Annotated in this window: 35 protein-coding genes and 5 pseudogenes; 38 read left to right on the plus strand and 2 right to left on the minus strand. The window is 41.8% G+C overall.

The features are described from left to right. From N7V53_RS19940 to N7V53_RS19970, 7 genes and pseudogenes are all read left to right on the plus strand, one after another. Positions 1-807: RHS repeat-associated core domain-containing protein (locus tag N7V53_RS19940; RefSeq protein WP_279794636.1), on the plus strand; the 807-nt coding region annotated here is incomplete at its 5' end. After that, positions 794-1,240, plus strand: a complete 447-nt coding sequence (locus N7V53_RS19945) for a hypothetical protein (RefSeq protein ID WP_279794638.1) — start codon at positions 794-796, stop codon at positions 1,238-1,240. The genes N7V53_RS19940 and N7V53_RS19945, both read left to right, overlap by 14 nt. 143 nt (positions 1,241-1,383) lie before the next feature. After that, positions 1,384-1,671: pseudogene (locus N7V53_RS22390) on the plus strand (RHS repeat-associated core domain-containing protein). A gap of 248 nt (positions 1,672-1,919) precedes the next feature. Then, positions 1,920-2,480: a hypothetical protein gene (locus N7V53_RS19955; RefSeq protein WP_279794639.1), complete on the plus strand. Its 561-nt coding sequence runs from the start codon at positions 1,920-1,922 to the stop codon at positions 2,478-2,480. A 145-nt stretch (positions 2,481-2,625) separates the two neighbouring features. Continuing rightward, on the plus strand, positions 2,626-2,898 hold the full coding sequence (locus tag N7V53_RS22395) for a hypothetical protein (RefSeq protein ID WP_347882233.1): 273 nt from the start codon (positions 2,626-2,628) through the stop codon (positions 2,896-2,898). Positions 2,899-2,913: 15 nt separating this feature from the next. Then, positions 2,914-3,663, plus strand: coding sequence for an RHS repeat-associated core domain-containing protein (locus N7V53_RS22400; RefSeq protein WP_347882234.1), 750 nt, complete (start codon positions 2,914-2,916; stop codon positions 3,661-3,663). A gap of 15 nt (positions 3,664-3,678) precedes the next feature. Beyond that, positions 3,679-3,972: a hypothetical protein gene (locus N7V53_RS19970; RefSeq protein ID WP_279794640.1), complete on the plus strand. Its 294-nt coding sequence runs from the start codon at positions 3,679-3,681 to the stop codon at positions 3,970-3,972. Positions 3,973-3,985: 13 nt separating this feature from the next. Here the strand turns inward: N7V53_RS19970 and N7V53_RS19975 are convergent, their stop codons facing one another. Then, on the minus strand, positions 3,986-4,231 hold the full coding sequence (locus tag N7V53_RS19975; protein WP_279794767.1) for a hypothetical protein: 246 nt from the start codon (positions 4,229-4,231) through the stop codon (positions 3,986-3,988). A 137-nt stretch (positions 4,232-4,368) separates the two neighbouring features. Here N7V53_RS19975 and N7V53_RS22405 point away from each other — a divergent pair, with 137 nt between their 5' ends. Both N7V53_RS22405 and N7V53_RS19985 read left to right on the plus strand, forming a co-directional pair. Next, positions 4,369-4,521: an RHS repeat-associated core domain-containing protein gene (locus N7V53_RS22405; protein ID WP_347882235.1), complete on the plus strand. Its 153-nt coding sequence runs from the start codon at positions 4,369-4,371 to the stop codon at positions 4,519-4,521. A 379-nt stretch (positions 4,522-4,900) separates the two neighbouring features. Then, positions 4,901-5,335 carry a hypothetical protein gene (locus N7V53_RS19985; RefSeq protein ID WP_279794641.1) on the plus strand — a complete coding sequence of 145 codons (435 nt, stop codon included), beginning with the start codon at positions 4,901-4,903 and terminating at the stop codon, positions 5,333-5,335. A 45-nt stretch (positions 5,336-5,380) separates the two neighbouring features. Here N7V53_RS19985 and N7V53_RS19990 read toward each other — a convergent pair. Beyond that, positions 5,381-5,701 (minus strand): annotated as a pseudogene (locus tag N7V53_RS19990) (SymE family type I addiction module toxin). A gap of 164 nt (positions 5,702-5,865) precedes the next feature. Here N7V53_RS19990 and N7V53_RS19995 point away from each other — a divergent pair. The 29 genes and pseudogenes from N7V53_RS19995 to N7V53_RS20135 form a co-directional block, all read left to right on the plus strand. After that, positions 5,866-6,493 (plus strand): annotated as a pseudogene (locus N7V53_RS19995) (RHS repeat-associated core domain-containing protein); the annotation flags it as partial. 46 nt (positions 6,494-6,539) lie between these two features. After that, positions 6,540-6,806 (plus strand): DUF4329 domain-containing protein, encoded by a 267-nt coding sequence (locus N7V53_RS20000; RefSeq protein ID WP_279794642.1) that lies wholly within the window; start codon positions 6,540-6,542, stop codon positions 6,804-6,806. Positions 6,807-6,989: 183 nt separating this feature from the next. Next, positions 6,990-7,292 (plus strand): hypothetical protein, encoded by a 303-nt coding sequence (locus N7V53_RS20005; protein ID WP_279794643.1) that lies wholly within the window; start codon positions 6,990-6,992, stop codon positions 7,290-7,292. Between the two features lie 202 nt (positions 7,293-7,494). Further along, positions 7,495-8,239 (plus strand): annotated as a pseudogene (locus N7V53_RS20010) (RHS repeat-associated core domain-containing protein); the annotation flags it as partial. A 379-nt stretch (positions 8,240-8,618) separates the two neighbouring features. Next, on the plus strand, positions 8,619-9,089 hold the full coding sequence (locus N7V53_RS20015; protein WP_279794645.1) for a hypothetical protein: 471 nt from the start codon (positions 8,619-8,621) through the stop codon (positions 9,087-9,089). Between the two features lie 113 nt (positions 9,090-9,202). After that, on the plus strand, positions 9,203-9,385 hold the full coding sequence (locus tag N7V53_RS20020) for a hypothetical protein (protein ID WP_279794647.1): 183 nt from the start codon (positions 9,203-9,205) through the stop codon (positions 9,383-9,385). Between the two features lie 63 nt (positions 9,386-9,448). After that, complete coding sequence (locus N7V53_RS20025; protein ID WP_279794648.1) at positions 9,449-9,595, plus strand: RHS repeat-associated core domain-containing protein; 147 nt, start codon at positions 9,449-9,451, stop codon at positions 9,593-9,595. A 1,368-nt stretch (positions 9,596-10,963) separates the two neighbouring features. Then, positions 10,964-11,407, plus strand: a pseudogene (locus tag N7V53_RS20030) (SMI1/KNR4 family protein). 76 nt (positions 11,408-11,483) lie between these two features. Further along, positions 11,484-12,017 carry a hypothetical protein gene (locus N7V53_RS20035; RefSeq protein WP_279794650.1) on the plus strand — a complete coding sequence of 178 codons (534 nt, stop codon included), beginning with the start codon at positions 11,484-11,486 and terminating at the stop codon, positions 12,015-12,017. Positions 12,018-12,160: 143 nt separating this feature from the next. Next, positions 12,161-12,463: a hypothetical protein gene (locus tag N7V53_RS20040; protein ID WP_279794652.1), complete on the plus strand. Its 303-nt coding sequence runs from the start codon at positions 12,161-12,163 to the stop codon at positions 12,461-12,463. A gap of 116 nt (positions 12,464-12,579) precedes the next feature. Continuing rightward, positions 12,580-12,957: an Imm50 family immunity protein gene (locus N7V53_RS20045; protein WP_279794655.1), complete on the plus strand. Its 378-nt coding sequence runs from the start codon at positions 12,580-12,582 to the stop codon at positions 12,955-12,957. 104 nt (positions 12,958-13,061) lie between these two features. After that, positions 13,062-13,505, plus strand: coding sequence for a type IV secretion protein Rhs (locus N7V53_RS20050; RefSeq protein ID WP_279794656.1), 444 nt, complete (start codon positions 13,062-13,064; stop codon positions 13,503-13,505). A 154-nt stretch (positions 13,506-13,659) separates the two neighbouring features. Then, positions 13,660-13,992, plus strand: a complete 333-nt coding sequence (locus N7V53_RS20055; protein WP_279794658.1) for a hypothetical protein — start codon at positions 13,660-13,662, stop codon at positions 13,990-13,992. Between the two features lie 63 nt (positions 13,993-14,055). After that, entirely contained in the window at positions 14,056-14,379 is a 324-nt protein-coding gene (locus N7V53_RS20060) for a hypothetical protein (protein ID WP_279794660.1), read from the plus strand. Positions 14,380-15,005: 626 nt separating this feature from the next. Then, positions 15,006-15,299: a hypothetical protein gene (locus N7V53_RS20065; protein ID WP_279794661.1), complete on the plus strand. Its 294-nt coding sequence runs from the start codon at positions 15,006-15,008 to the stop codon at positions 15,297-15,299. 113 nt (positions 15,300-15,412) lie between these two features. Further along, positions 15,413-15,910 (plus strand): hypothetical protein, encoded by a 498-nt coding sequence (locus tag N7V53_RS20070; RefSeq protein ID WP_279794662.1) that lies wholly within the window; start codon positions 15,413-15,415, stop codon positions 15,908-15,910. A 96-nt stretch (positions 15,911-16,006) separates the two neighbouring features. Then, complete coding sequence (locus N7V53_RS20075) at positions 16,007-16,363, plus strand: hypothetical protein (RefSeq protein WP_279794664.1); 357 nt, start codon at positions 16,007-16,009, stop codon at positions 16,361-16,363. A gap of 790 nt (positions 16,364-17,153) precedes the next feature. Next, positions 17,154-17,483 carry a hypothetical protein gene (locus N7V53_RS20080; protein ID WP_279794666.1) on the plus strand — a complete coding sequence of 110 codons (330 nt, stop codon included), beginning with the start codon at positions 17,154-17,156 and terminating at the stop codon, positions 17,481-17,483. Positions 17,484-17,516: 33 nt separating this feature from the next. Then, the gene (locus N7V53_RS20085) at positions 17,517-18,035 is read left to right on the plus strand and encodes a hypothetical protein (RefSeq protein ID WP_279794667.1); all 519 of its coding nucleotides are present in this window, start codon (positions 17,517-17,519) and stop codon (positions 18,033-18,035) included. 140 nt (positions 18,036-18,175) lie between these two features. Then, the gene (locus N7V53_RS20090; protein ID WP_279794668.1) at positions 18,176-18,568 is read left to right on the plus strand and encodes a hypothetical protein; all 393 of its coding nucleotides are present in this window, start codon (positions 18,176-18,178) and stop codon (positions 18,566-18,568) included. A 61-nt stretch (positions 18,569-18,629) separates the two neighbouring features. Beyond that, positions 18,630-19,046: a hypothetical protein gene (locus N7V53_RS20095; protein ID WP_279794670.1), complete on the plus strand. Its 417-nt coding sequence runs from the start codon at positions 18,630-18,632 to the stop codon at positions 19,044-19,046. 527 nt (positions 19,047-19,573) lie between these two features. Further along, complete coding sequence (locus N7V53_RS20100) at positions 19,574-20,266, plus strand: hypothetical protein (RefSeq protein WP_279794672.1); 693 nt, start codon at positions 19,574-19,576, stop codon at positions 20,264-20,266. Positions 20,267-20,479: 213 nt separating this feature from the next. Continuing rightward, complete coding sequence (locus tag N7V53_RS20105; RefSeq protein WP_279794674.1) at positions 20,480-21,091, plus strand: hypothetical protein; 612 nt, start codon at positions 20,480-20,482, stop codon at positions 21,089-21,091. Positions 21,092-21,179: 88 nt separating this feature from the next. Continuing rightward, a complete protein-coding gene (locus N7V53_RS20110; protein WP_279794675.1) occupies positions 21,180-21,632 on the plus strand; it encodes a hypothetical protein in 453 nt (150 codons plus the stop codon). Positions 21,633-21,828: 196 nt separating this feature from the next. Continuing rightward, positions 21,829-22,140, plus strand: a complete 312-nt coding sequence (locus N7V53_RS20115) for an Imm50 family immunity protein (RefSeq protein WP_279794677.1) — start codon at positions 21,829-21,831, stop codon at positions 22,138-22,140. A 512-nt stretch (positions 22,141-22,652) separates the two neighbouring features. Beyond that, complete coding sequence (locus N7V53_RS20120; RefSeq protein WP_279794679.1) at positions 22,653-22,943, plus strand: hypothetical protein; 291 nt, start codon at positions 22,653-22,655, stop codon at positions 22,941-22,943. 251 nt (positions 22,944-23,194) lie between these two features. Further along, positions 23,195-23,497 carry a hypothetical protein gene (locus N7V53_RS20125; protein WP_279794681.1) on the plus strand — a complete coding sequence of 101 codons (303 nt, stop codon included), beginning with the start codon at positions 23,195-23,197 and terminating at the stop codon, positions 23,495-23,497. A gap of 104 nt (positions 23,498-23,601) precedes the next feature. Then, positions 23,602-24,102 (plus strand): hypothetical protein, encoded by a 501-nt coding sequence (locus tag N7V53_RS20130; RefSeq protein WP_279794683.1) that lies wholly within the window; start codon positions 23,602-23,604, stop codon positions 24,100-24,102. After that, a complete protein-coding gene (locus N7V53_RS20135; RefSeq protein WP_279794685.1) occupies positions 24,099-24,452 on the plus strand; it encodes an SMI1/KNR4 family protein in 354 nt (117 codons plus the stop codon). Before N7V53_RS20130 ends, N7V53_RS20135 begins: the two co-directional genes overlap by 4 nt. The last annotated feature ends 33 nt before the right edge of the window (positions 24,453-24,485 follow it).

The raw sequence follows: 24,485 nt of genomic DNA on the forward strand, positions 1-24,485 counted from the left end.
GGTCACCCGGACGCGGCGGTGCAGTATATCTATACTGAAAACAGCTATGAACCGCTGGCGCGCGTCGACAGCCACGGTGAGCACGCGGACATCTTCTGGTACCACACGGAACTGAACGGCCTGCCGGACAGTGTGACCGACAGCAACGGCGAGACCGTCTGGCGCGGCGCATCTAGCGCCTGGGGCCGCAGCCTGCGCGAGAGCGCGCCGGTCGACCGGGACACCCCGCAGAACCTGCGCTTTCAGGGCCAGTACCTGGACCGTGAAACGGGCCTGCACTACAACACCTTCCGCTACTACGACCCGGCGGCCGGGTGTTACACCCAGATGGACCCGATAGGGCTGGCGGGGGGCATAAATTTATATCAGTATGCTCCGAATCCACTAACGTGGATTGATCCATTGGGCTGGGAAAACAGTTGGATTTGGGTTAATCCGAATGATTTGAATTTTTCTCAAGCTTATATTCTTGAAAACAATTATGCAGAGTTGATGAATTCGGGGAAATGGAATTGGGATAAACCACTAAATGTCATGGAGGTTAATGGACAACTTGTATCGTTAGATAATAGACGTCTTCATGCGGCGCAGGCTGCTGGATTAAAGGAGGTTCCCATAGAGAAGGTAACTACTGATCAGGTTATGCAAGGTGGTGGAACTTATGGAAAGAATATTTCTAAAAAACTTAATTCGGCTCCTAAAGGCTCTGGTTTACCCAAAGTTCAGTTGCCAGAAAGAGGAACAAAGGTAAAACCGCAGATTGTACCAAACCCTAAAAAATCAGGAGGAAAAATTGGACGTTGTTGACGCTATTCAGGAACGGTGGCAACAAGATGAAATTCTTGGCTACGATTGTGTAACATTTTCTGACGGAAGGGTTGTACTTTTAAATTGTTTAGAACTGGGCGATAGAATTATAATTAATCCTTATGCTGGAAGCAGTGTGGATCAAATAGTGGAATATGAATCAGAACCATGGTCTTCTATTCAATCATATGGCTCTATATCTATTGCGCAAAATGGATATGAGTTATTGTTTGGTGAAGGAGCAATGGGAAATGAAGGGTTCATTGCATGTACTAACTCAGGAATTTTGAACTGGAGTTTATTTCTAACACAGTATAATCCAATTCAACGTGGAGAGATACTGGATGAAAGTCACGCTGTTTTTTTTAGCGAATATATAAAATTGATCGTAAATTTTAAAAAACCTATAGAAATTGATGCGTACCCTATATAGAAATAACGTGACAGAATTTTAAAACGGATAATATGATTTGTACAGGTTAAATGGCTGGAGGATTGGCCTTAATCTGATAAGGAGAGTCGCCATATGCGACGAAGAGGAATTTGCGGTTTGCCGGACAGTACCATGATGAAGAGATGGGGTTGCACTATAATACGTTCAGATATCATGATCCGGAAAGTGTGTAGTTTACGCAGCCGGATCCGATAGGGCTGAATGCAGGTACCAACCTCTATAGCTACGGTTCGAACCCATTAAGTTGGATCGATCCGTTAGGTCTTAAATGTGGTTTAGCCAAAAAAGGCGAAGATTTATATGTTGGTACATATTGTCGGGTACGAGTAGGTAATCTTAGATCTGGTCTTAATTCAACACATAATCCTCATCATGCAATTCAAACTGCTGCTGTGTCCTACAACACATAGTAGAGGCATTACTATTAACTTACGGCAAAATCTTTATGAGTTAACAAGTCGGGGTTACAAGGCCATTACCATATTTTACCCGAGGAAGTGAAGATGCCTGATGGATTGGGTATTAGACATGATGGAAGGGACATGCCTGGAGGGTATATGTCACCGGGACATAGCACGATATATCCTACTAAAGATATGACTGTAGACGAATTTGACGATTTGTTTAACTCATTGCCATGGGAAAATGGAGGTAAAATATGAGTAATTTTATTGATGACTTCTTCGAGGCTGAGGATGAATTAAATGAAAATACTAGGTTTCTTATCGATAAATCACATCAAAATGGCCTCACTTGGCCAATGTATGAAAAACATGAAAAAGCTTTAAATAACTATTTCTACAAAGTAAAAAAGATAATTTCTAGCCATGATTTTGATTTCTACACATTGTTGAGAACAAAGGATGCTGAAGTTAGGATGGTAGCTCTTAAATTGATTAAAGATGGTTTGTTAGATGTTTCATCTTCTGTAATGAAAGAGTTGTTCATGATTTCTATAGCAGGAAATGATGAAGAGAAACTCTTAGCTTTCAGTTTGATTTCATTACGAAACTGGTTGGAGGATTATGAGGAAATTATTCAAAAGCTTTTGAGTGAATTATATAATGAACCTATGGATTATTACTTGTTTGAATCCATCGCTAACTTTTTACTTATTTTAAAAGATAAAAACATGTTCATTAAACATGTGCAAATGGGCTTAGCAAATAATGATGAAGATATCCTTGAGTTAGCAAATGAGTATATGGAAAAGCTTTAGTTTTTTGTGCTGTTAGATTAGTGATGATTATTTATACCTAAACGGGAATCGTTACATCTCTAATTAGGCGTTTTCATAAATTTTGCAATCGGATGAACAATAGCGTTTCTGGTATGACGCGGCGGACAACCGCACCACGCCGGAGATGCAGCCGGTATGGAACAACCTGCTGAAACGCCTGGACGGCGTGAGCCGCGAGTATGACGGTTTCGGGCGCATGACCGTGCGCCACGACACGCACCGGAGAGTGACGCAGCGCTTCAGCTATGACGACGAACACCGCATCAGCCGGGTGGAAATCGACGGCGATGCGGAATACACCCGGGCCGAGTACCGCTACGACGCCCTGGGCCGCCGTACGGAGAAACAGGTGTGGCGACGCCATGCCCGGAAACCGGAGCGCACGCAGTACGCCTGATCCTGCCTGCAGAAGGTGGGCAAAACCAGCGACATTCACCCGGACGCGGCGGTGCAGTATATCTACACCGAAAACAGCTATGAACCGCTGGCGCGTGTCGACAGCCACGGTGAGCACGCGGACATCTTCTGGTACCACACGGAACTGAACGGCCTGCCGGACAGCGTGACCGACAGCAGCGGCGGCACCGTCTGGTGCGGAGCTTCCAGTGCCTGGGGCCGCAGCCTGCGGGAAAGCACACCGGTCGACCGGGACACCCCGCAGAACCTGCGCTTCCAGGGCCAGTACCTGGACCGTGAAACGGGCCTGCATTACAACACCTTCCGCTACTACGACCCGGCGGGCGGGTGTTACACCCAGATGGATCCGATAGGGCTGTTGGGCGGGCTGAATACCTATACCTATGTGATTGATCCGCTGGGGTGGCTAGATCCGTTGGGGTTGTGTAAAGTCGATCTCACTGAACATAGAAAAGACCATATATTGAATAGGCATCGGCATGGCGCAAACAAGCCCGATAAGACTGAGTTTCCGGCAGGTTGGAGTGATGATGATATCCTCCATCATGTTTCTGATGTGGCAACAGATCCAAACTCAGTTTCCGGGGTCGGGAAATGGAATTCACCTTATGTTACAGGTACGAGAGAAGGAATTGATATCAGGGTTGATTTTTATCCGCCAAACCATCCTGAATATGCAGGTAAAATATCAACGAGCTATCCAACAAATACGCCACCTAATCCACCAAAACAACCTAAACCTTAATGTGAGTGAGAGATAATGAGAAGCGAAATTGACTATAGTGAGATGCGTGAGGCTATGTTATCTCTATTAAGTATTTATTCTGAGATAATCGAGGCTGATATCTATAGTGCAGTTATGCACTATTTACAGCATGGAGAGTATGAAATGGCTTTTGAGGGGCTACTTATCGATTTAATAAACGCTAAATTTGAGAAACGGAAAATTAATATCGATTACTACTTGTCTTTAGGTCAAATTTTAGGTTTGGATAAAAATACTGTTTTTAATCCTAATTTTTGGAATGATTTTGTTAATTATCTTTATAAATAATAAAGTAATTCGGTCACATATTAACCTTGTTGATTAATAGCATATAAAAGCCGAGAACAGCTACGACGTGCTGCACCACTGCACGGAAAAACAGGTGTGGCGACGCCATGCCCGTAAACCTGAGCGCACACAGTACGCCTTGTCCAGCCTGCAGATGGTGGGCGAAACCATCGACAGTCACCCGGACGCGACGGTGAAGTATATCTACACCGAAAACAGCTATGAACCGCTGGCGCGCGTCGACAGCCACGGTGAGCATGCGGACATCTTCTGGTACCACACCGAAATCAACGGCCTGCCGGACAGCGTGACCGACAGCAACGGCGTGGGGCTTCCACCGCCTGGGGCCGCATCCTGCGCGAGAGCACACCGGTCGACTGGGACACCCCTCAGAACCTGCGCTTTCAGGGCCAGTACCAGGACCGTGAAACGGGCCTGCACTACAACACCTTCCGCTACTACGACCCTGCGGGCGGGTGTTACACGCAGATGGTTCCGATAAGGCTGCTTGGTCGATTAAACTTATACCAAATGTGCCCAATCCAATAAGTTGGATCGACCCGCTGGGATTAACAGGGGAGTGGGTTAATCCCAAAATATTAATTTTTCTCAAAGAACAATATCACCTCGTGATTATGCCGACGTTATGCGTAATGGTGGTTGGGATTGGGACATGTCGCCATTAAGAGTAATTGATATTGATGGGCAATTAGTCTCTTATGATAATAGACGATTAGACGCAGCTCTAGAGGCCGGATTAGATAAGGTTAAAGTCATTAGGGTTGACCCTAATGCTCCTCATCCTGACTCATCTACTGGGAAAACATGGTCACAAAAATTTTAGAGGCCGAAAAAATATAAAAGCCGATGGAATAGTACCAGATAACGGATTAAACTCTCGACCGGAAAGAACAACAAGAGGTTGCAAATGAAAAATATTATTCAGTTATGGGAAGGTGGTTTATTACCGATAAAAAATGCCATTTACTTTTCTAACGGCAAATCTTTCCTTTGTGAAATAATACTTTACCCTACTCCTTGCATTGAGAAAAATGGTGAGTTTGATTTCTCTTCCTTTTATGAAGAAGATAAAGATGAAGTTACTGATATTGATAAGTTTAGAGAGATTAAGTTAGCGAATAATTGCTATTGTTGCATTGGAGAAGGCAGCTATGGCTCTGAAGGATTTATTGCATATCTCGATGAAAATAAAAATTTAGTTTGGGTTCTTTATTCCGAAGAATCTAACCCATTTATTAATGTATATGAATATATGCCTGATATTATTATAGTGGAATCAAGTTGTAATATTAGGCTAAGAATAAATATAAATAATCCAGTGGATTTAGAATTAGCACTATAAATAAAATGCGGGTAAGAAATTAAATCTTCCCGGCTTTTTTATTATTTAACCTTCGTTCAGCACACTAAACATCCCGTCTTTAATCCCTTTAACCACCGGGCCTGATAAAGCTGTTCCCGCAACTCCTGCACCTCGTTATTGTCAGCGATGATGGTCAGGCACCCCTCCGCAATCTTCACCGTCACGCCGCGCCCGGTCTCAAATCCCGCCTCGGCCAGCCAGTCGCTCTTAAGGTGCAGGCTGGAGTGAGTAGTACGTGGTCATGTAGGTTTTGCTGTTGATGTGGCGGGCGCTGACGTAGTCGACTTTATAGCGACGGCGGGTTTTGGAAATGGCGGGTTCTGCCTTAGAATGCTTCTCAGCCATGATTAACTCCCTCTGATAGGGGATGTGATAAGCGGGGTGACTTGTTGCAGGTGTATCAATTTCGTATTAAGGATGGCACTTAGCCAGTGCCTGTAACTACTTCCTGGTGAAAAAGGCATCTGACACCTCCTGAATCACTTCCACTCCCCACCGAACAACCGCTCCATTTGCTGAAACGCCTGGACGGCGTGAGCCGTGAGTACGACGGTTTCGGGCGCATGACCGTGCGCCACGACACGCACCGGAGAGTGACGCAGCGCTTCAGCTACGACGACGAGCACCGCATCAGCCAGGTCACTATTGAGGGCGACGCGGAATACACCCGGGCCGAATACCGCTACGACGCCCTGGGCCGGCCTGCAGATTGTGGGCGAAACCAGCGACAGCCACCCGGACGCGGCGGTGCAGTATATCTATACTGAAAACAGCTATGAACCGCTGGCACGCGTCGACAGCCACGGTGAGCACGCGGTGATCTTCTGGTACCACACGGAACTGAACGGCCTGCCGGACAGCGTGACCGACAGCAACGGCGACACCGTCTGGCGCAGAGCCTCTACGGCCTGGGGCCGCAGCCTGCGGGAAAGCACACCTGTCGAGTGGGAAACCCTGCAGAACCTGCGCTTCCAGGGTCAGTACCTGGACCGCGAAACGGGCCTGCACTACAACACCTTCCGCTACTACCACCCGGCGGGCGGGTGTTACACGCAGATGGACCCGATTGGTCTAAGAGGTGGGTTAAACCTGTATGCTTATGCGCCGAATCCGTTAAACTGGATCGATCCGCTGGGGGGATCCGTTGGGGCTGGCAAGAAAATGTATTAGTGGATTTAATAATGTGGATGAAGCAGCAGAGTCTGCCTTGAATAAATACAATCTGATGTCCATATTTAAAAACAGAGAGTATGACGGAATATTATATAGGGCTAAAGATGGTTCCTATGATTATACACGCGGAAGGTTCGGTACAGGCAGGACTGCCCCGACTTTTAAAGAATCAGCAGCAGGATTACCATATGGCGCAACTCCAGTTGGGCAATACCACACTTATGGGGATTATGCAGACTTTGGTTTTAATATAACCAACAAGTTGGGGGGCATATAGGAACGCATATAATAGTGATAAATTCTCAGTTAAAGATATATTCTTTCACAATTAAGTGAGTAATACTTTTCCTGACTGTACTGATGCGTTAGGCACTCCAGGCGGGGATAGCTGGAAAATTTTTGGCAGAGTTAATGGTCCAGACGACGCTGTACTTTTATAAAAATGAGAGGGAATATGGACATGAGTAATTTTAAATCTAACAAAATATCAAAGGAGTTAACTCCTTTTTTACTAGCTGCTATTTTTGCTGTAAAAAATAGCGAGTGGAATGGATATTATGCAATTGACGATTTTTATATATATATAAACCCTATAATTCGAAAAAAAGGAGACACTGAATTCTATACGGTTACTTTTCTTTCAAATGATATAACTCAAGATAATTGGATGGGTATTGGGGACGGGGTTATTGAAGTAAAAGAGTTGAATGTCGATATTGATATAAGGAGTAAATGCGTGATTTCTATTTATGGGGGGAGGTGACTTATTTTTATAGAGCATTAAAATACAGGCATTCATTATAATTTATTGATATTGATATTGATATTGATATTGATATTGGATTTTTTCAGTTTTTATTAAATGAGCATATTTCTATGCCTCTTCATTTTTCTTTATTGAATTTATGAATTGATAAAAATACTCAGCTACATAATGACCTCTATAATACTATCATAATGGATCATCTGGCCAGATAATCCGTCGTATATACACCGACGGCGCACCCTCCACCCCGGCTGAGAAGTACTGTCAGTCGCTGTGGGGCGACGACGGTTTCGGGCGCATGACCGTGCGCCACGACACGCACCGGAGAGTGACGCAGCGCTTCAGCTACGATGACGAGCACCGTATCAGCCGGGTGGAAATCGACGGCGATGCGGAGTTCACAAAAACCGAATACCGCTATGACGCGCTGGGCCGCCGCACGGAGAAGCAGGTGTGGCGACGCCATGCCCGTAAACCGGAACGCACGCAGTACGCCTTGGGCCGGCCTGCAGATTGTGGGTGAAACCCGTGACAGCCACCCGGACGCGGCGGTGCAGTATATCTACACCGAAAACAGCTATGAACCGCTGGCGCGCGTCGACAGCCACGGTGATCACGCAGACATCTTCTGGTATCAAACGGAACTGAATGGCCTGCCGGACAGTGTGACCGACAGCAACGGCGACACCGTCTGGCGCGGAGCTTCCACGGCCTGGGGCCGCAGCCTGCGTGAGAGCACACCGGTAACCCGGGACACCCCGCAGAACCTGCGCTTCCAGGGTCAGTACCTGGACCGCGAAACGGGCCTGCATTACAACATCTTCCGCTACTACGACCCGGCGGGCGGGTGTTACACCCAGATGGATCCGATTGGTCTACTGGGCGGGCTGAATACGTATACGTATGTGGTTGACCCGCTGGTGTTGGTGGATCCGCTCGGGTTGATGTGTGGTAAAACAACTCCTGTTTATCGTGTCAAAACTGATGTTGTAGCAAGGCAAAGGTTTTTATTGATGAGTTAGGAAATATTACTATTCCCGATAGATAAAGAATGTTGTTTTTAAACTTTGGTAGTAAGGAAAGATCCGCTGAATTTCGTGGTATGGGTGATAAACAAGTTAAAACTTTCGAGGTTAAACAAACATTGCTGGACAAACTACGGGAAACGTCTATGACTGAAAGAGAGTTAGGTAAATCTAAACACAAAGCAGATCGAAACAGGCCATTACGAGTTGATAAACAAACGCCTGATCAATATGGATTAAGGCCATAGCAGATTAATGAATTATTGGAAAACATCATACAAGGTTCTGGGAGAACATTATGAATTATTTGGATGTGTTGAAAGAGTACTTAGAAGATGAGGGGGAAAGAATTTCCTCATCTTCTTGTCTTAAAAAGAATAATGGGTTTATCGTCGAGTATATGACAACTTGTCGTGCTGGTTGCGGCGATTTTATATTGCAAAAAGCGAGAGATATATTATTGACAATTAATCAGAATACTTTCCCTAAGTGGCCTGATCTAGATTTTTGGCTTGCAATTTTACCTAAGTACTTTACTAATTCCTTTTCAAGTGATGGTGACGATTGGACATTTGAGAATTGGCTTTACTGGTTTGAACCTGAAAACAGATTCTGGTTTTTATGGAGCGCCAATGCGATAGACGAGACCCACTTAAAAATTAGTATATTAGTACACGAACACCCTTTTCCATCAGAAGCTTTAAAGGTTTTATTCATGAAATTGGGTACTGATGAATTGGAGGAGGTAAATATTTATTCTTGTAAATAGCAAAGCAGAGGAAGTAATAATCATCATGGTTTTTTATTAGAGTTGATTTTTTGGATATGTTTATGGGCATTACTAATTGCAATAGCGACTTTAAGGAATAATCTTTTTTTGAATTGAAATTTCAGTATCTTAATGATACCTATACCACACCGGAACGCACGCAGTACGCCTGGTCCGGCCTGCAGATGGTCGGAGAAACCAGCGACAGCCACCCGGACGCAGCGGTGCTGTATATCCACACCGAAAACAGCTATGAGCCGCTGGCGCGGGGCGACAGCCACGGGGACACCGTATAGCGCGGAGCATCAAGCTCCAGGGGCCGCAGCCAGAGGGAAAGCACACCGGTTTCATGGGATACAGTGCAGAACCTGCGCTTCAAGGGCCAGCACCTCTACCGCGAGAGCGGGGTGCACTATGACCTGTTCCGCTGCTACGATCCGGTCGCCGGGCGTTATATCCAGATGGCCCCGCCAGGGCTGCTGGGTGTGCTGAATAGCTACAGCTAAGTGGATGATCGCTGGTGTAGGCGGATCCGTTGGGGTTGGCGGGATGTGGTTCAGGGAGGGTTACTGGTGATTTTAAAAACTATTCACGAGGAAATTAGACTTGTCAAAAATGGTGACGTTACGGCACAAGCAGAGATAGCATATGCTGATATATGCGCAGTCAGGGTAATCATGTGCAATTTAACACACCGCCGACCTGTTCTATTTCTATGGCAGGTCTTAAGGTTAACTTTACGCAGGTCGATACGAAGATCTTGAGCTGTATAAGTGGAAATGCTGCAAAGGATGCCAATAAAGGTATATGTCAAGTTGGTGACGGTGACATTGTTCAAGTAATAAGGTGTTCTAATTCTAAAGACATGCTCTACAATTTGATAAATTCTTTGGCGATTTTAAAGTCAATATCCCTGGTATCCGTATGAATGTAAAAAAGATCATTTAGTCAGAGCCCTGAAGCGACATAAAGCATAGTGATTTGAAACCGCTACCAGCCGCTGGGGCGCGGTTTAGCTTGATAAGGCTGTTCGTGCAGCTCCTTCATGTTATTGGGCACAGCGATGATGATCACGCATCTCTCAGTAATCCTTACTGTCACGCCGCATCCAGTCTCGAATTGCGGCTTTATAAAGTTAATTGCCTTTAAGATGCATGCCAGTGCTGCGCGAATATAATGAAGTAGCTTTGTTTGTGGTCGACGTGGGAGATGTCTGAATTCGTCTTTGAGACTGTACCTGGGTTTGGAAAAGTGGCTTCTGGCGTAGTATCGTGCCATCCATAATTAACTGCCCTGGGAGTTGATTGTGGTAAGCGGGCTGAAATGGCGCAAGCGCGTCAATTTCAAATTAGCGACGTTGCTTTGCCAGCGACTGCACCTGCTCCCTATGGTCCAGCCTGCAGAGGATGGCATACGCCAGCAACCAAAGCGTGTATGCGACGGTGAAGTGTATTTACGCCGAAATAGCTATGAGCCTTTGGGATGCGTTGACCGTTAGCTCGCGCAGATCTTCTGGTATCTCAGGGGCTTGAACGGCCTGCCAGAGGCGTGGTCGACAGCAACATCGACAACGTCTGGCGCGCGTCATCAGGTGCCAGGGGCGGTAGCCTGCGCGTAAGCACGCTGATCACTTAGACACCCCGCAGCACCTGCGCTTCGTGGAGCAGTACATTGACTACCAAAATGCCCTGTACTGCTACATCCCGCTGTTACGACCCGGCGGGTAGAGGCCATAGCGAGATAAGCCTGATTTGGCTATTGTACGAGCTTAACTCGTATACCAATTCGTTGGAGTCGTTGGGGGTACAACGGGCTTGCGCTCTTGGATATAGAGGCGTGGCAAAAGGGGCTGGTGAGAAAATTCTTTTTGCCATATGCAAAGTTATAATACTCCTGCCAGCAAGGACGAAATTATAGCCTTTGAGAAAGAGACTGGTGTTTTCTTTCCTGAAGATTATAAGTCGTTTCTAAAAAAGTATAATGGAGGCCAACCCATACCGAGCGCATTTTATTTTCTATGTAATCAATAAGATGGCTCTGCAGTTGATTGGTTTCTTAGTCTAGGGAAAGACAAATATAGCAACTTAAGTAAGTATTATGAGAGATATAAAGGCAGAGTGCCCGAAGACATGATACCTATTGCGCATGATGCTGGTGGTAACCTTGTCCTGCTTGGTGTAAACGAGAAGCAGGGGATTTACTTTTGGGATCACGAGCTTGAAGCTGAGGAGGGAGAAGTTCCTGACATGTCGAATGTTTATGCTATTAGTCAGACATTTACGGATTTTCTTAACAATCTTAATGAGATAGAGCTGTAAAGCTGAAAAACAGTTAAATATATATTTTATTTATATATGTAATCAGCTCATGTTGGCTTAAAAATACTCTATTTGAGTGCGTAAGATAAAGAAAACTAACTGGCAAGACTGTAATCTTCGCCTTGAGGTACATGGCACGGGCAGCCCGTTCCATCTATTGGAAGCAAAGACAGCTCGCGCAATCAAAATTTCTTACAGCGTTATGCATCAAGCAATACAATATATGCTGTTGATCTATATTGAGAAAGCAACTATAGAGCGGGTGGTTATGAAAAGAAGATGGTTAAGGTTTGTGTTGTTAGAAGATTGTTGTTTTGCTGATTTACTTATTAAATTATCCGTAGCTTTTAATCAACAGTTTCTTATGCGTGATGATAAAGGGCGTTATATCGCAGAAGTTGTGTTTGATAATTACAAAATTAAAGTTGTGGATAAAATTGATAGATTGAATGAAATGTTGTGCGATAGTAATTATACCTTGGACGTTGTTATAGACTCTGATGAATATTTCAATATTTCTTTTGAGGGAATAATAAAAAATATTCTCCGCAAACACGCTATAAAATGGAAACGTTCAATTTGGGCCCCGTTACCCCTATCCAGTCATTAAGTTTATGGGACTTTTCGCCGAGATAGCATTGAAAATAATTACACTTATCCCTGGTCAGTCAGGCGGTAGCGCTGCCACGGAACTATGGACAGGTGATTGAAAGAACGGAGGGGGTTGATATTGTCTAAGCTGCTGGGAAATATATGATTAGAGATAAGCTTATACAATTAAAGTTTGAGCTGGAGTGTGCTGGTTGGATAATTATGAATGAATCGGATTTTTTTTCAGCATCAGACGACAAGATAGAATGGGAATTATATAATGAATATACGTCAAGTAAAGAAACTCTAATATTTTATCTGTTTGATGATCTTGGAAGAAGAACCGATAAACTATCTAATCTCTTCTATGTTATGCGTTTAAATGATAACGTCAGACTCTATATATATGATGACGGGAAAGAGTGGAGATATAGATTGAAAGAATTTGTTCATACTATTAAATAAATCCAACCACTCAAGAGTCTGGAACACAGCTTCGATACACTCTAAATTCCCAAAAAAAACGTATCCAGCAGGTGTTCATTGTAGAGATTACAGATCCATGATTTTGAGGGATTAACATGTTTTGGAACGAACTTGAAGGCGCTTATCTTTTTAATAAAGTTTTTTCAAGGCCTATAGATATCGACAGAGTAGATCTTTTCTCGGTTAAAATTGAACGGGACGGGCCCTCGGTGATACTCGAATTTGATTTGCTTGAGGCATTGCCAGATAATCCACTACCTCGCTGGCAGTCTAATTATGATAAGTGTAGGTGTGGTCTTATCTGCGCAGGGGTGAAGTCAATGCAACTATCCGGTATAGCTACAAATATGGAAGTACATGTAAGTATCCAGGATAGTAGCAAGCTCATTATGAGAGGGCCTGGCTTCAGTTTAGAACTGGATTGTATCTACATGCATTTATCTGGCCCTTCGGTCTATTTAACTGGTCAATAATACCAATCAAATACTATGAATTTTTTTATTTATTTAAACCAAGAGCCTTCATTTTACCGCCTGCACATAATAGTTTTTAACTGATCTAAACTTGGTGATATATAATGACGTTAAGTGAAGAAGTTAAAAAGAAAATAACTGATCGTTACGGAGCAGAGGTAATTGTTGACGATTGGGGCTACATTGTTGATGATTTATCTAAATCCTTTCAGTGGTCGGGATCTAAAATACGGTGGTCTACGGTATCTGGACATGAATTCCGTAAATTAGACGACAGATATGGCGACTGGCTGATGCAAATTAATGCTTTTATTTCAGGCGGCGCTGCCAGCGACGCCATTAACACCAGTGGTCTTTTTTACTATGTAAATGATTCTTCGTTAGATTTTGCTGTACTTATGGAGACATCTCAATTTTACAGCTTCCTCGATTATGTGATTAATTCTATTCCTCAACATCATTATTTTACTGACAAAAAGAAACGATGGTGTTTAGTAATAAGCTCGGAAGGTTATATTGATTTTGGTTATTCAAATAACAACTTCTAAATTCTTTTCGTGAGTTTTGTTCACTCAATTTTGACGGTTTTAAAATCTAGTAACTTACATTGAGCTAGTATTATAAAGTAAATTTGTCCTGCAATAACCTTTATTTCCATCACAGAGTATCCCACACGCGTAAAAATTTGAGCCGAGAAACAGAATGAATGACACCTGGACTAACCTCCAGCCCCTACGTATAGCTAGCGGTTGGTGTATCGATGTTAACAATTTTTATGCATTCGAACCTAATGCAGAAAATATGAGATGGTTTTATGGCTCCATATTGATAAGTGGACATAATCAAAAAGGTTTATGTTTCGACTCAAGATATGAGCCTGAGGGTGATCCTGATGGGGCGTTTGTCCTTGACTTCATACAGCTCCCTCAGGATGGTAAGGCGGAAATTTTTTTAGGTACCACTAAAACCCGTTCTAAATCTGACTTTATAACCCAAATCGAAACCTTCATGTTTACAGAAAAAGCGCCTGCCTGAGCGTACTGTTTATAATTCCTGTGCTGTTTCGAATAATTAAATAATTCCGAAAGGATATCAGTTATGAAGATTTATGAGAGTGGTGCTTTCTCAAGAGAAGAGGCAAATGCGTTAATTAAAGCGATTCTTTATATCAAGTTTACATGCCATGAACCTGATTCACTGCTCTATTCTGGAAGCCCATTAATAAACTCTGCTCTTGATAAGCTTTTTGAAATGCACGGTCATAAAGCTGATTGGGATAAAGTTTTTGTCACGTTGCCTGAGCCTAATAAGCAAACAGTGCTCGATAAAATAAAGCTTTCTGAGATGAATGAGGAACAAGCGTTAGATGAAGAAACCAGGCAACGGGTCATGAACTATAGTCTTCATCCATATGAGCTTTGATCAAAAATCAATAAGGATTTAGATTTAATGTTGAGCGTAAAAGCGCGCTTTATACAGGGTACTTTGAACGCTGGAATAACATAAACAGTTGTCTATCTGCTTCTGATTCAACTTATAGCACGCCGGCTATGACTATAGCGCAGGAACATGCTCATTCCACTCTATAACGCGGCTGTGCGGTGTCAGAGCGTGTGGCAGAGGCGAGAATAACCGTACCAGTCAGAATGATAGTTAATGCCAGGCATTGAGGAGTCCTGGTGACACCTAACATGAGAGGGAGCCCTTACTGAAGGTTGGGCATCGATTAGTACCCGGCTCCCACTGAGCGGCATAGCTGCTACTGAAGTTACTCTCCTCATAAAGCCGGATGTCATGCCGAGCCGCTTAAGCCACAGCTACGGCTGCATTATTTTGCGCCAATTCTCAGATGCAGGAACCCGGCTGCGTAAGAGCCTGTCACTGAGGCACAACATGTCGCACTATCTATGCCTGCAGCTTACTCCGGTTCGTAAGGGAAGAGAGGTACCATACTCTTCGCTAACATAACTCACTTGAGTAGGAGCGGGCTTACACCTAGTGGATGACGGCAGAGCGAATACCTACAGACTATTTCAAAAAGGTGACACATGCAGGATGTGCTTAAGTCTATTGATGAAGCAATTAAGAAATCACATTTAGATCAATCTTCGCTTAATCAAATCAATAAGTTGTTTTTTTTAAGAAAATTAGCCACGTATCTGATGACGCGGGATATGTCATCGGAAATTGACAGTATCATTCAGATTGAAAACGAAGAAACTGGCTATTCGGAGTACAGAATTTTGAATGATTGTGAAACGGATAACAGGGATTTGTGGGTCGAATATAAGAACGGAAGCGTCAGAGTAAATCCTGGTGATTTATTGATAAAAATGAAGTGATGGTTACCATATTTTATAAAGTGAGGGTCGCAGGCCTTATGTCCACACATTCATCTCAAATCATTGAGAATAATATGATCTGTTATTTTCTATCTCTACAGAATTGAAACCATATGGATTATAATTTAGATGTCATTTTACCCCGTTCATTCAAACTAAAAGATATTGATATAGATGAAGACTTAATTGAGTGGGGAGCAGAGCGTTACTCTCGAAATCCTGCTGTTTATAAATGGTGTAATAACCTTAAATTAGAGAAATGTACATTGCCTCTGATTTATACGCGAATGCTGGATGATTATATTAATGCCGCACAGTATGATGCTTTAACGCTTAAAGGCAATCCATTATCTGAGCTGGAATGGGTAGTGAATAAGGGAGGCGACATACATGGGAATCCAGTAATAGAATTTATAAATACCCTATCCGTAAATGTGGAAGGCTGGTTTTTGATATTATCTTTCGACGATGAAAAAATAGACATCGTCAAGCGTGTCAATAAGCCTTTTCTTTGCTCAGATAACCTGGTAGACGCATTGCACTGGGATCAAGCTTACGGGCTTATACTTTTAAATGATTTTGACTTTGCTATGGGCGATATAACGGCATGACACTCTTTTGATAGCCGCGAGAAATATACATGTCGTTGAGTGGGTTAAACCTGCATCTATCTATCATATTTAGGGCTTTTGGTAATGCGATCAGCTATGAATGATTTATTAATTAGTGTAAATAGTGGGAGCGATGGAATTATAAGGGGAATTAAGTTCAACTCATTTGATACTGCCAGTATTACTATATCTGCAATAAAATATCCGGAAAAAAGATGGGTTAATATAAGATTTATGCTGAGTGAAGTGAAAGAGTTTACCGTCAGGCAAAAGTTGCATTACTCCAACGTTGTAATCTCTAATGGAATAGCTTATGAAAATTTTAGCGGTTTACATTATATGGATTTTTCTCCGTTCTCAGAAATCATGGAGAATGTCGATGATTTTAGAGCTTCCGACCTCTATTTCGCTGCGGTGAATATTGATTTTAAGGTTTTATCATATTGTGAGTAAAAGCTGTTATATGGAGCACATCAGAGCTGCATCAGAAGGTGTGCTTACAACGTTACGTAAATGACACGCATAGTTCCCCGGTGGGATCAATTCATTACTCATGCTCCATGGCGGCTATGCTTTACGCAGGATTTTCTTCTAGATGAAAATGAGCGCAATACAAACAAAATATGGTGTTCTGTATGGAAGGAACGCTCTAATCTTAACCGATGCAAAACTTACTTTCTATCCCTGGGAGCTGACAATAACTACATCCTTATCGTTGTCAGCCTGCAAGCCGGCAATCATGAACCGGGATAATGTAATAGTGGATTTTATATTTCGGGATATCGAGAGTTTAAGCATTTTTAAAATAGATGATTACCCTTATGAAAAATATACTTCATCTTGTTTTGATATGGTTGTAGGGGAATGCAAAAATGAAAATGAGAGAATCATTCTTAGCACGTACGATCAGGTTTTCGATATTGTTGGTAAATACCTTGTCACATATACATAGTGCTAAGTTTGCGTATGGCGTTAGGTTAATATCTTTATACAGTTATCTTTCATTGTTGTTCAAATCCCTTCACGATAACAATCCTACAAGTAAGATCTTTTTCCGTTTAACTCATGCTTAAGCTCATTTAATGAGACGGTGCAGGCATGTTTTTTCATAAATAATAAGATGGAGAAGGTGTGAATAAATCAGAGAAAAAGATAAGAGAGAATATTGGAAAAGGATATCGGTATCCACAGGATATTGAGTCGGTAGTATCAGCCATATACAATTTAGAGAAGAAGGGGGGGAGTGACTGATGAAACATTAATAAATGATTTCATAGAGAGTATCAATGCTTCTCAATATAGTGACATCGTTAATATTACTTATGACTATTTTAAGAGACTGGCGCAGTATGAACATTCATTGATAGGAGAGGAAAAGGAAAAAATTTTAAAGTTGTATGAATCGATAAATATTTTGCTCTATTTAGGTGCCGAAGGCGGGGATAGTGTACCAGATGATTTGGAAACTATAATTATCGGTATGTTAGCGCGGCGAAAATTAGTCTTACCTCCTGTGACGGAAAGTTCAAGCCCCTGGTGGAAAGCATTACTCGTCAAAAGTTGTCAGAGTTGATTAATTCATGAGTAGTGGTTAGCGTGAGGTTATATGTTCATCAATAAACCCGAAGACGTGCTGGTTATAATAAAAAAAGATCAACTTTTTTACTGGCTCGCCGCGTTTAAAGAAATGTGGATAATGGATAGAGTTAAATGGGTGGCGGACTTTATTCGAAATCGAATTGAGGCCATAATTGAGGGGGGTCATGAGGAAAGATATAATATCTCTATCCTGAGTGAAAGAAATGTCGATGAATTCATTTCCCTACTGAAAAGAGACAGATCTCTTTATAATCGCGATGAGATAGCTAACGAGTTTTACAAAAGATTAACTGCAGATACAACATGGTGGAATATTAACGATCTTATGCCTGATTTGTTTATTGATTTTGATAGCAAAATCCTTTATTCGCAATATGTCGAAAATATGCACTATGAAACATATGTGCCGGAAGGATGGCGGGGCGAGTTAGTTGATTTTTGTGATAGTTGCTTTCTGGACATCCATGAATGTTATTGGATAAAAAATGGCTTCAATTACAGAACAATGATCATGACGCGAACTTGATACTGCTGTCACCTGGTTATAAATTACAAAATGGCCGATTATGGTACCTCTTCAACGCCCAACCGCATAGCGAGAGTGTTAAATTAACACTAATGATTTTTCGTTAATGGTCTGTAGGAATATATTTTACGAGTGCCTGCATGAGCGTAATATCAAAGATATGTCATGACCTCGGTTTACCCACCGGCGATCGTTTTACTCAAGATTGGGCGTACGAACTTCCTGATGAATACCGCACTAAAGAGTGGCTAGCGAAGTATATCGCAGCTTATTCAAACAATAGTGACTCTTTAGAGGTGAGGCGAGAGTTGATGGCGCTGTCTCTTGACATCATAAACGATTTATTAGCATCTGGATTGAGTACGGCAGATGGACACGTGGTTAAGACGCTGGGCTTGCTTTTCGAAAATTATCCTATTCACATTGATCTTGTTACTTATTGGGAATGTGGTGCTGATTTTCCAGAGGATTGCTTCGCGTTGACTCCGGAGATAAGACGGCTAAAAGAAAGATTTATCGATCTTGCATTTTAACTCTTGCTACCCTGTTTCAGGGCTTGTGGCGACCAGATTTTTATTCATAGAAGACGACAGAATGAAATCAAATAGCTTTTCTAATGAAAACCACGAAGTGATGGAGATGTTATCTGAGGCCATTTTAACATCATGGTGCTATAAAAATCAGTCTCTTGAAATTCACTTAACATCTGACAATGATGATGAAATCGTATTGACGGCTTTAACAGATACTGTCATTTCGGAAGCCATGAGCGAAGAGGCTTTTTTGAATACATGCCACATTGAAATCATAAATTTAAAAGGCACACTTGAGATTGAAAATGGATACTACATGCCATGCAAAAATTTTAATAACATAATGAAGTGGAGAAATTTATCTTTCTTATATGGGAGAGATATCTCTTTTGCATATTGTATATCATTTGTGGGTTTTAAAAGCCTTTTGACATTCCCTGTGAAAAGTCTTTCTGATATCACCTTTGGTATTAAATAGATTATCCAGTTGCAGTTTATAGCTTTCTAAAAATTCATAATTGCTTGCTGATAATAGAACTTGGTCCACGCACTCTTCTTGAATGCCAACATCGTTTTTGTTCTGCTCAAGAGGATAAACTATGCTTTGAGGGAAATACGCTTATCGCAATTTAAATAAATCAATCTCAAGGGATGACTGCTAATGTTCGAGTACGATGCGTTTTGGCTCTTGAATTTCAGGAGGTAGGGTGTGGGTTGTATTATGTTCCGCCGATCTCTTTGCGGCAATTGGGGAGTCAGAGACGTTTTTTATCCCTAGCGACAAAATAAATTTTAGAATGTGGGATGATATCTTTTACAACTAACAAGTAGTCATAAATACTTTTGAGACTTTGATAGAAGAAATGTTATGGTGTACTTTTTTAAGCGTAAGTCTGTGTATTCCCCACGGGCACTGTTTCATAATCGTGAAAGGGTGTAAAAAACCTCTTTATTGAAATGTGAGATACTGTTAAACATAAAGATAAACTATTTAATAGGATTTTGATGAAGAAAACTCTATTTTCTATTTCTGAAGGTTTTTCGGAGAAACACGGTATTGTCAATGTTGAGCCTGCTGTTTGCATGGCATGGGTGTTTAATACTAATGAGAAAGAATTATTTGTTAATGACTTCTTGAGGTTCATTAATCAATTCCACTCAAAAAGATTGATCGTCTTCGATGATGGTTACTATCCGATTTTTTCAAAACCCCAAATCAAGGTGCTTCAGCGTGCGTTAGGAGGCGTTGGTTTATCCGAACTTAAGCGTTTTTTAGTCAATAAAAATGATTTTATCGCGCATGATGGAAGCCGGGTGTATCTTGATGACATTATCATTAACGAATGCATCGATAAATCTTTGATTACTAATGTACTTGATAAAATATACAGCGGACTTTCTATCGATTTTTTTGTATCCAGTGATGGCACCTATAACTCTTTAAGCGCTGAGTCTATTTTACTGGAGAAAGAAGCCATTAAAGGGATTGATGGTTGCAGGTTTTTGTTTGGGGATTTGAGAAATGGAGCGCGCTTTGCTATTGCTGCCTGCTTAAATGGTTCCGATGCTCATTTCAGACGTGAAGATGTGTGCAATAGAAACGACTTTATTGATTCTTTATCAGAGGGAATAGTTCATTTCTACCCAGTAAATTTCAATACAAAGATGAAGTACTTCATTGCAAGAAAAAGTCAGTGATTTTTCCGGAACAAGTTAAATCAACTGGTGCGTAAAAAAACGTCAAAGCTATAGTCTCTCTGCCAGCACATGATTATGGTGCAGGTAGTCTGATAAGACTTGTACGAATCGACCTTATTACATTCACAGGATCGTTCTGGTACGTTCTGTAAACCCATAATGATTGCGTCGTATTATTCACCACCCCGCAATCCAAGCCACGAGCCAGTTTATATGACAAATCAGAAAAAAGAGAGATTGATCAAGTTCCCACTTTCAGACTGGATTGCAGATATCAGTAAATTTTCTGGCCATCTGCCATCTTGTGCATATTGCATCTGCTATCAGTTTGACTGGAATGAAGGTGACTATGGGCCCTATGGTTTTAGCTCCGACTCATCAAAAAAGTTGCTGAGTTTTTTATTTAATGAGCTACATTTCTACAATCAAATTAGCATCTCTCTACAACCTGCTTTAAGCCCCGGAAATAGTGGCCTGTATTTTTATGGCCCGAATGTAGAGGAAGTTAAACGTCTGATAGTTGAGTATAAAAAGGAAGCCCTGAAAAGAAAGCTAAAGTCGCATGTAACGCACCAACCCGATTTGTCTATCGAGGTGCCAGAGCTTATTAATATGTATATAAATGACAAGGTTAGTACAGATGTTCTAACCCGTCTTATTAAAAGTAACTATTCCTTTTTCTTTAGTTGTTTTTTAACTCCTATGGCAGGTCAAACATTCATCTTCTTTGATATGGATATATGGGATAAGGCTAAGTCCTTTTGCGTGCAAAATGGGATTGAGTTTTTCGAAGCTGATTCAGTTAATGAACTTACTTCATGGTAAAGCTTCAATCGTCGAAAAGCATTTCACCTGGTGCATTCCGCTGATATGGATATAACGGATAGTTTCAGCCAACAGAACGGGGAGCGTTATGAAGATAAGTTTTGTGATGGATGAAAAAAAGTATGCTATGGCGTGGCGCTTCAATTCAAAAGATTGCCAGCTATCAGTTGAGGATAAGAAAAACATAATCATGCTCGGCGAGGATGATTCTGAGCGTTTATGGGATGCTTTTTTTCCATTTGAGATCTTAATGCAGATAGATAGTTCGCATTGTGAGATCCTTGATAAAAAAGTGCTCGATTTTGATGATGTCGACGCGGGTAGGCTTTTCTTTCAGGATAAATTAGATGCGTGCGATGAGGTCATATTCTTTTGGGGGCGAAGGTCATCAGCATTAATATCTTCACCTGCAATTATAGCGAAAGCATGGGATGATTTTTTCTACCCCAGTGATGAGGCAAGCTTAATATATATACCAAATTTTAAAAAAATAATTTTTTCCTATGAAGAAACGTTTTTTCTGGCCAGAACGAATAGATAGAATTTTCCAGCATCAACTTTCGGTTAGAAAATCTGTTCCACACTCATATCAATGATTAATCAAGGGCTTACTTCAATAGCTCTTGTTTTGTTTAGATAGAGTCTTGACATCATTTCCGCTGTGATATTTGAAGTGTAACGCGAGTTAGCAATTAGATGACACGAAAGTTAAGTTCCATTTAGGTTAGCGAGGGAATATGTGGTTTGATCACGCCAATGGCAATGAAAAAATTAAATTCATGTTCAATAATGAGTTAAGCATAGAGAGAGTCGAGTTTGAAAATATTCTTGTTTATGACCTTTCAAAAGTAAAAATTCGATTTAATTCAAAAAATATTCCTACCACAGTGCCTGATAAATGGAAGAGAAATTACTTTAACGCCATTTCTATTGACCTTGTTTTTGTCGGTTTAAGGCGATTAAGTTTGGAGGGTGACCGTATTGGTTTTGAGTGCACACCTAAGTTCTCTTACTCGGGCGATATTACCTCGTTGAGAATTGAGAATTGAGGATGAGAAGGGCATTCTGTTCATGACTCTGTCTGCGGAAGCGATGGTTATTGACTCTATCGAGCCTTATTTAGATCACCGTTGGAAATAGGGCTGTCACCCATACGATAAATTTACTATATTCCATAATGTATAGATAATAATTTTAAGGTACTTATGCCGCTAGACTTAGATATAAAATACGAAAGCAAGATGCTCCATTTCGAAATTAGCGAGGCTTTACATCAATCTATCTTCGCAAATTCAACAAGATGGAGTTCATATAAACATCTACGAAAAATAAAGGATTATTATCGTGCTGACTGCATGTTGAGAAAGAGCGACGCTATTATTTTTATCAATGAATTACTGAAGATTAGTGAATTACATAATCTCTCATTAGGGACACTTGAAGAACTCAAAACGTCTGTTGTATTAAACAAAATTGAGTGCATAAGAGTAAGTAGCGATTAATATTTAAAACCGAGAGTACAAGCAGGCCAAAGCTCTGCCTGCGAACAGAGGCAGTTGATATGTTTTTTTATGATTTATATGCATTTTCTGGAGAAAGTTTAAGTCAGGCACGTGATTTTCTTGAAAGTGAATCTGACATCATTTTTCGCGAACACGATAGCACCTATCAAGGAGGGGTGTATTATATCGCTGGAGATAAATGGAACGAGCACCTCGTGCTCAAAGAAAACATCGATCCCCATGATGGGGAGCCTGATGAAAAAGACTACCCGCATCATAAGTTCCTCCTCTATATAAATCGTACACCGAGGCCTGAATTTTTTAAGCACATACTATCAGCATGCGATTGATTTAACTTATTAAAATCTGAGCGTTTATAGACGTACGCATCTATACTATTACCGAGACGATAAAATGAGTCTGCTAATAACGGTTCAACAGGCTGGGAGGAGTATCTATGTTCCCAATTCCTGAGAAACTTCATTTCAGAGTTTCAACGCCCGTCTTAAGGTAACTTATGCTTCAACATAAGAGGAGTGAGAGAATATACTCACTATCAATAATCAGTTTGCCAAATTATTTATAATGAGGATTGCTCTAAATGAACGATTCTATGGTTTCGCTGATCATTACAGCTGTAAATAACGGTAAGGTTAGAGGCTTCAGTGAAATCAAACAGGTTGATGGGCGGTTGTTTTTCTTTCAATATGCGATCAAAAAAGAGGCGGGTAGCTATTTGTCTTATCAATTTTGCATACCTGAAGATAAGATAGAAATGGTTGAAGATTATGGCAGTGAAGAGATACTTGTGCATAATAGCATTACTGACGCATTGCTTTATTTTCAGGGTAAGGGTGTGAACATAGAGTACTTTTCTTTTTTTAAGGGTGTGCTGCCTTTTTGATTTTATATCCTTACTTTTCTTAAAACTTACAAGTCGATGTCTATGGTAATCAATTTTAAAATATTCCATATTAGCCCCTTTAAAACCTCACGACCTGTTAAACCATGATTGATTTTAACGCCGACATCATTAGCTTCACCTCGCTTGCCAATATCCGTCTCGGGCATTCTGTGGATATTTACCTTGAGGAGATGCTTACCCGCTTTACTGTCGAGACGAAAGAGTACCCCTCTTCATCGCCATTGGGCGGCGATATGCACGGCTATTTTCTTGATGACAACACGGTATCGATCTTTACCGATGCGAACGACATCATCGTCTCCGTCGTTTGTAACCAGAACTACCACGGGAGATATCAGAACAGGCTCTATGCCGGTATCACCATGGAGCGGCTTACGCTTCTCAGTAAAAGCATCCTGCTGATTAACGGCGCTCTGATTGTTGATGGTGATTACGGGCTCGCTTTTTCTCTCCCTTCGCCCTATGACGAAATTGCCGATCATCTCCAGCACATCCCCGGCGATCTGCAACTTTTTGAGATTGTCGTCAGCGACTACTCTTCCTGGGCACCGCAAGCTTCACGCAGAGGACGTAAAAAAAGATGAATAACAGCCTGTTGCAAACCACCCTGGACGCATTCAAAACCTCCAATCACCTGACTTTCCCCGAACGTTACACGCGCTTTCTCGCCGCGCAGCGCGACGCTACTGAAATCACCACGCCCGAAGGTGATGCTATCTATCTATACGCCCACGGCGATCTGCTGGAGCGAAACGACACCTACGCCATCCAGCAGGTGGAGCCTGAGTATCTGCTGATTGGCCAAGATGGCGATGTTGGCTACTTTATCCACGGTAAATCGGGTAGTGAGACGATTTACCGGCAGGATCTTGGCGCGCTTGGCGCACTGCCCATGGAGCCTGCCGCTGAGAGTATCGACCAGCTGCTCGCCTGAGCGTTTTGCCTTTGATTTTCCTCACAAAGCCCA

This window comes from Kosakonia sp. HypNH10 (assembly GCF_029850615.1).
GTDB classification, from domain to species: Bacteria; Pseudomonadota; Gammaproteobacteria; order Enterobacterales; family Enterobacteriaceae; genus Kosakonia; species Kosakonia cowanii.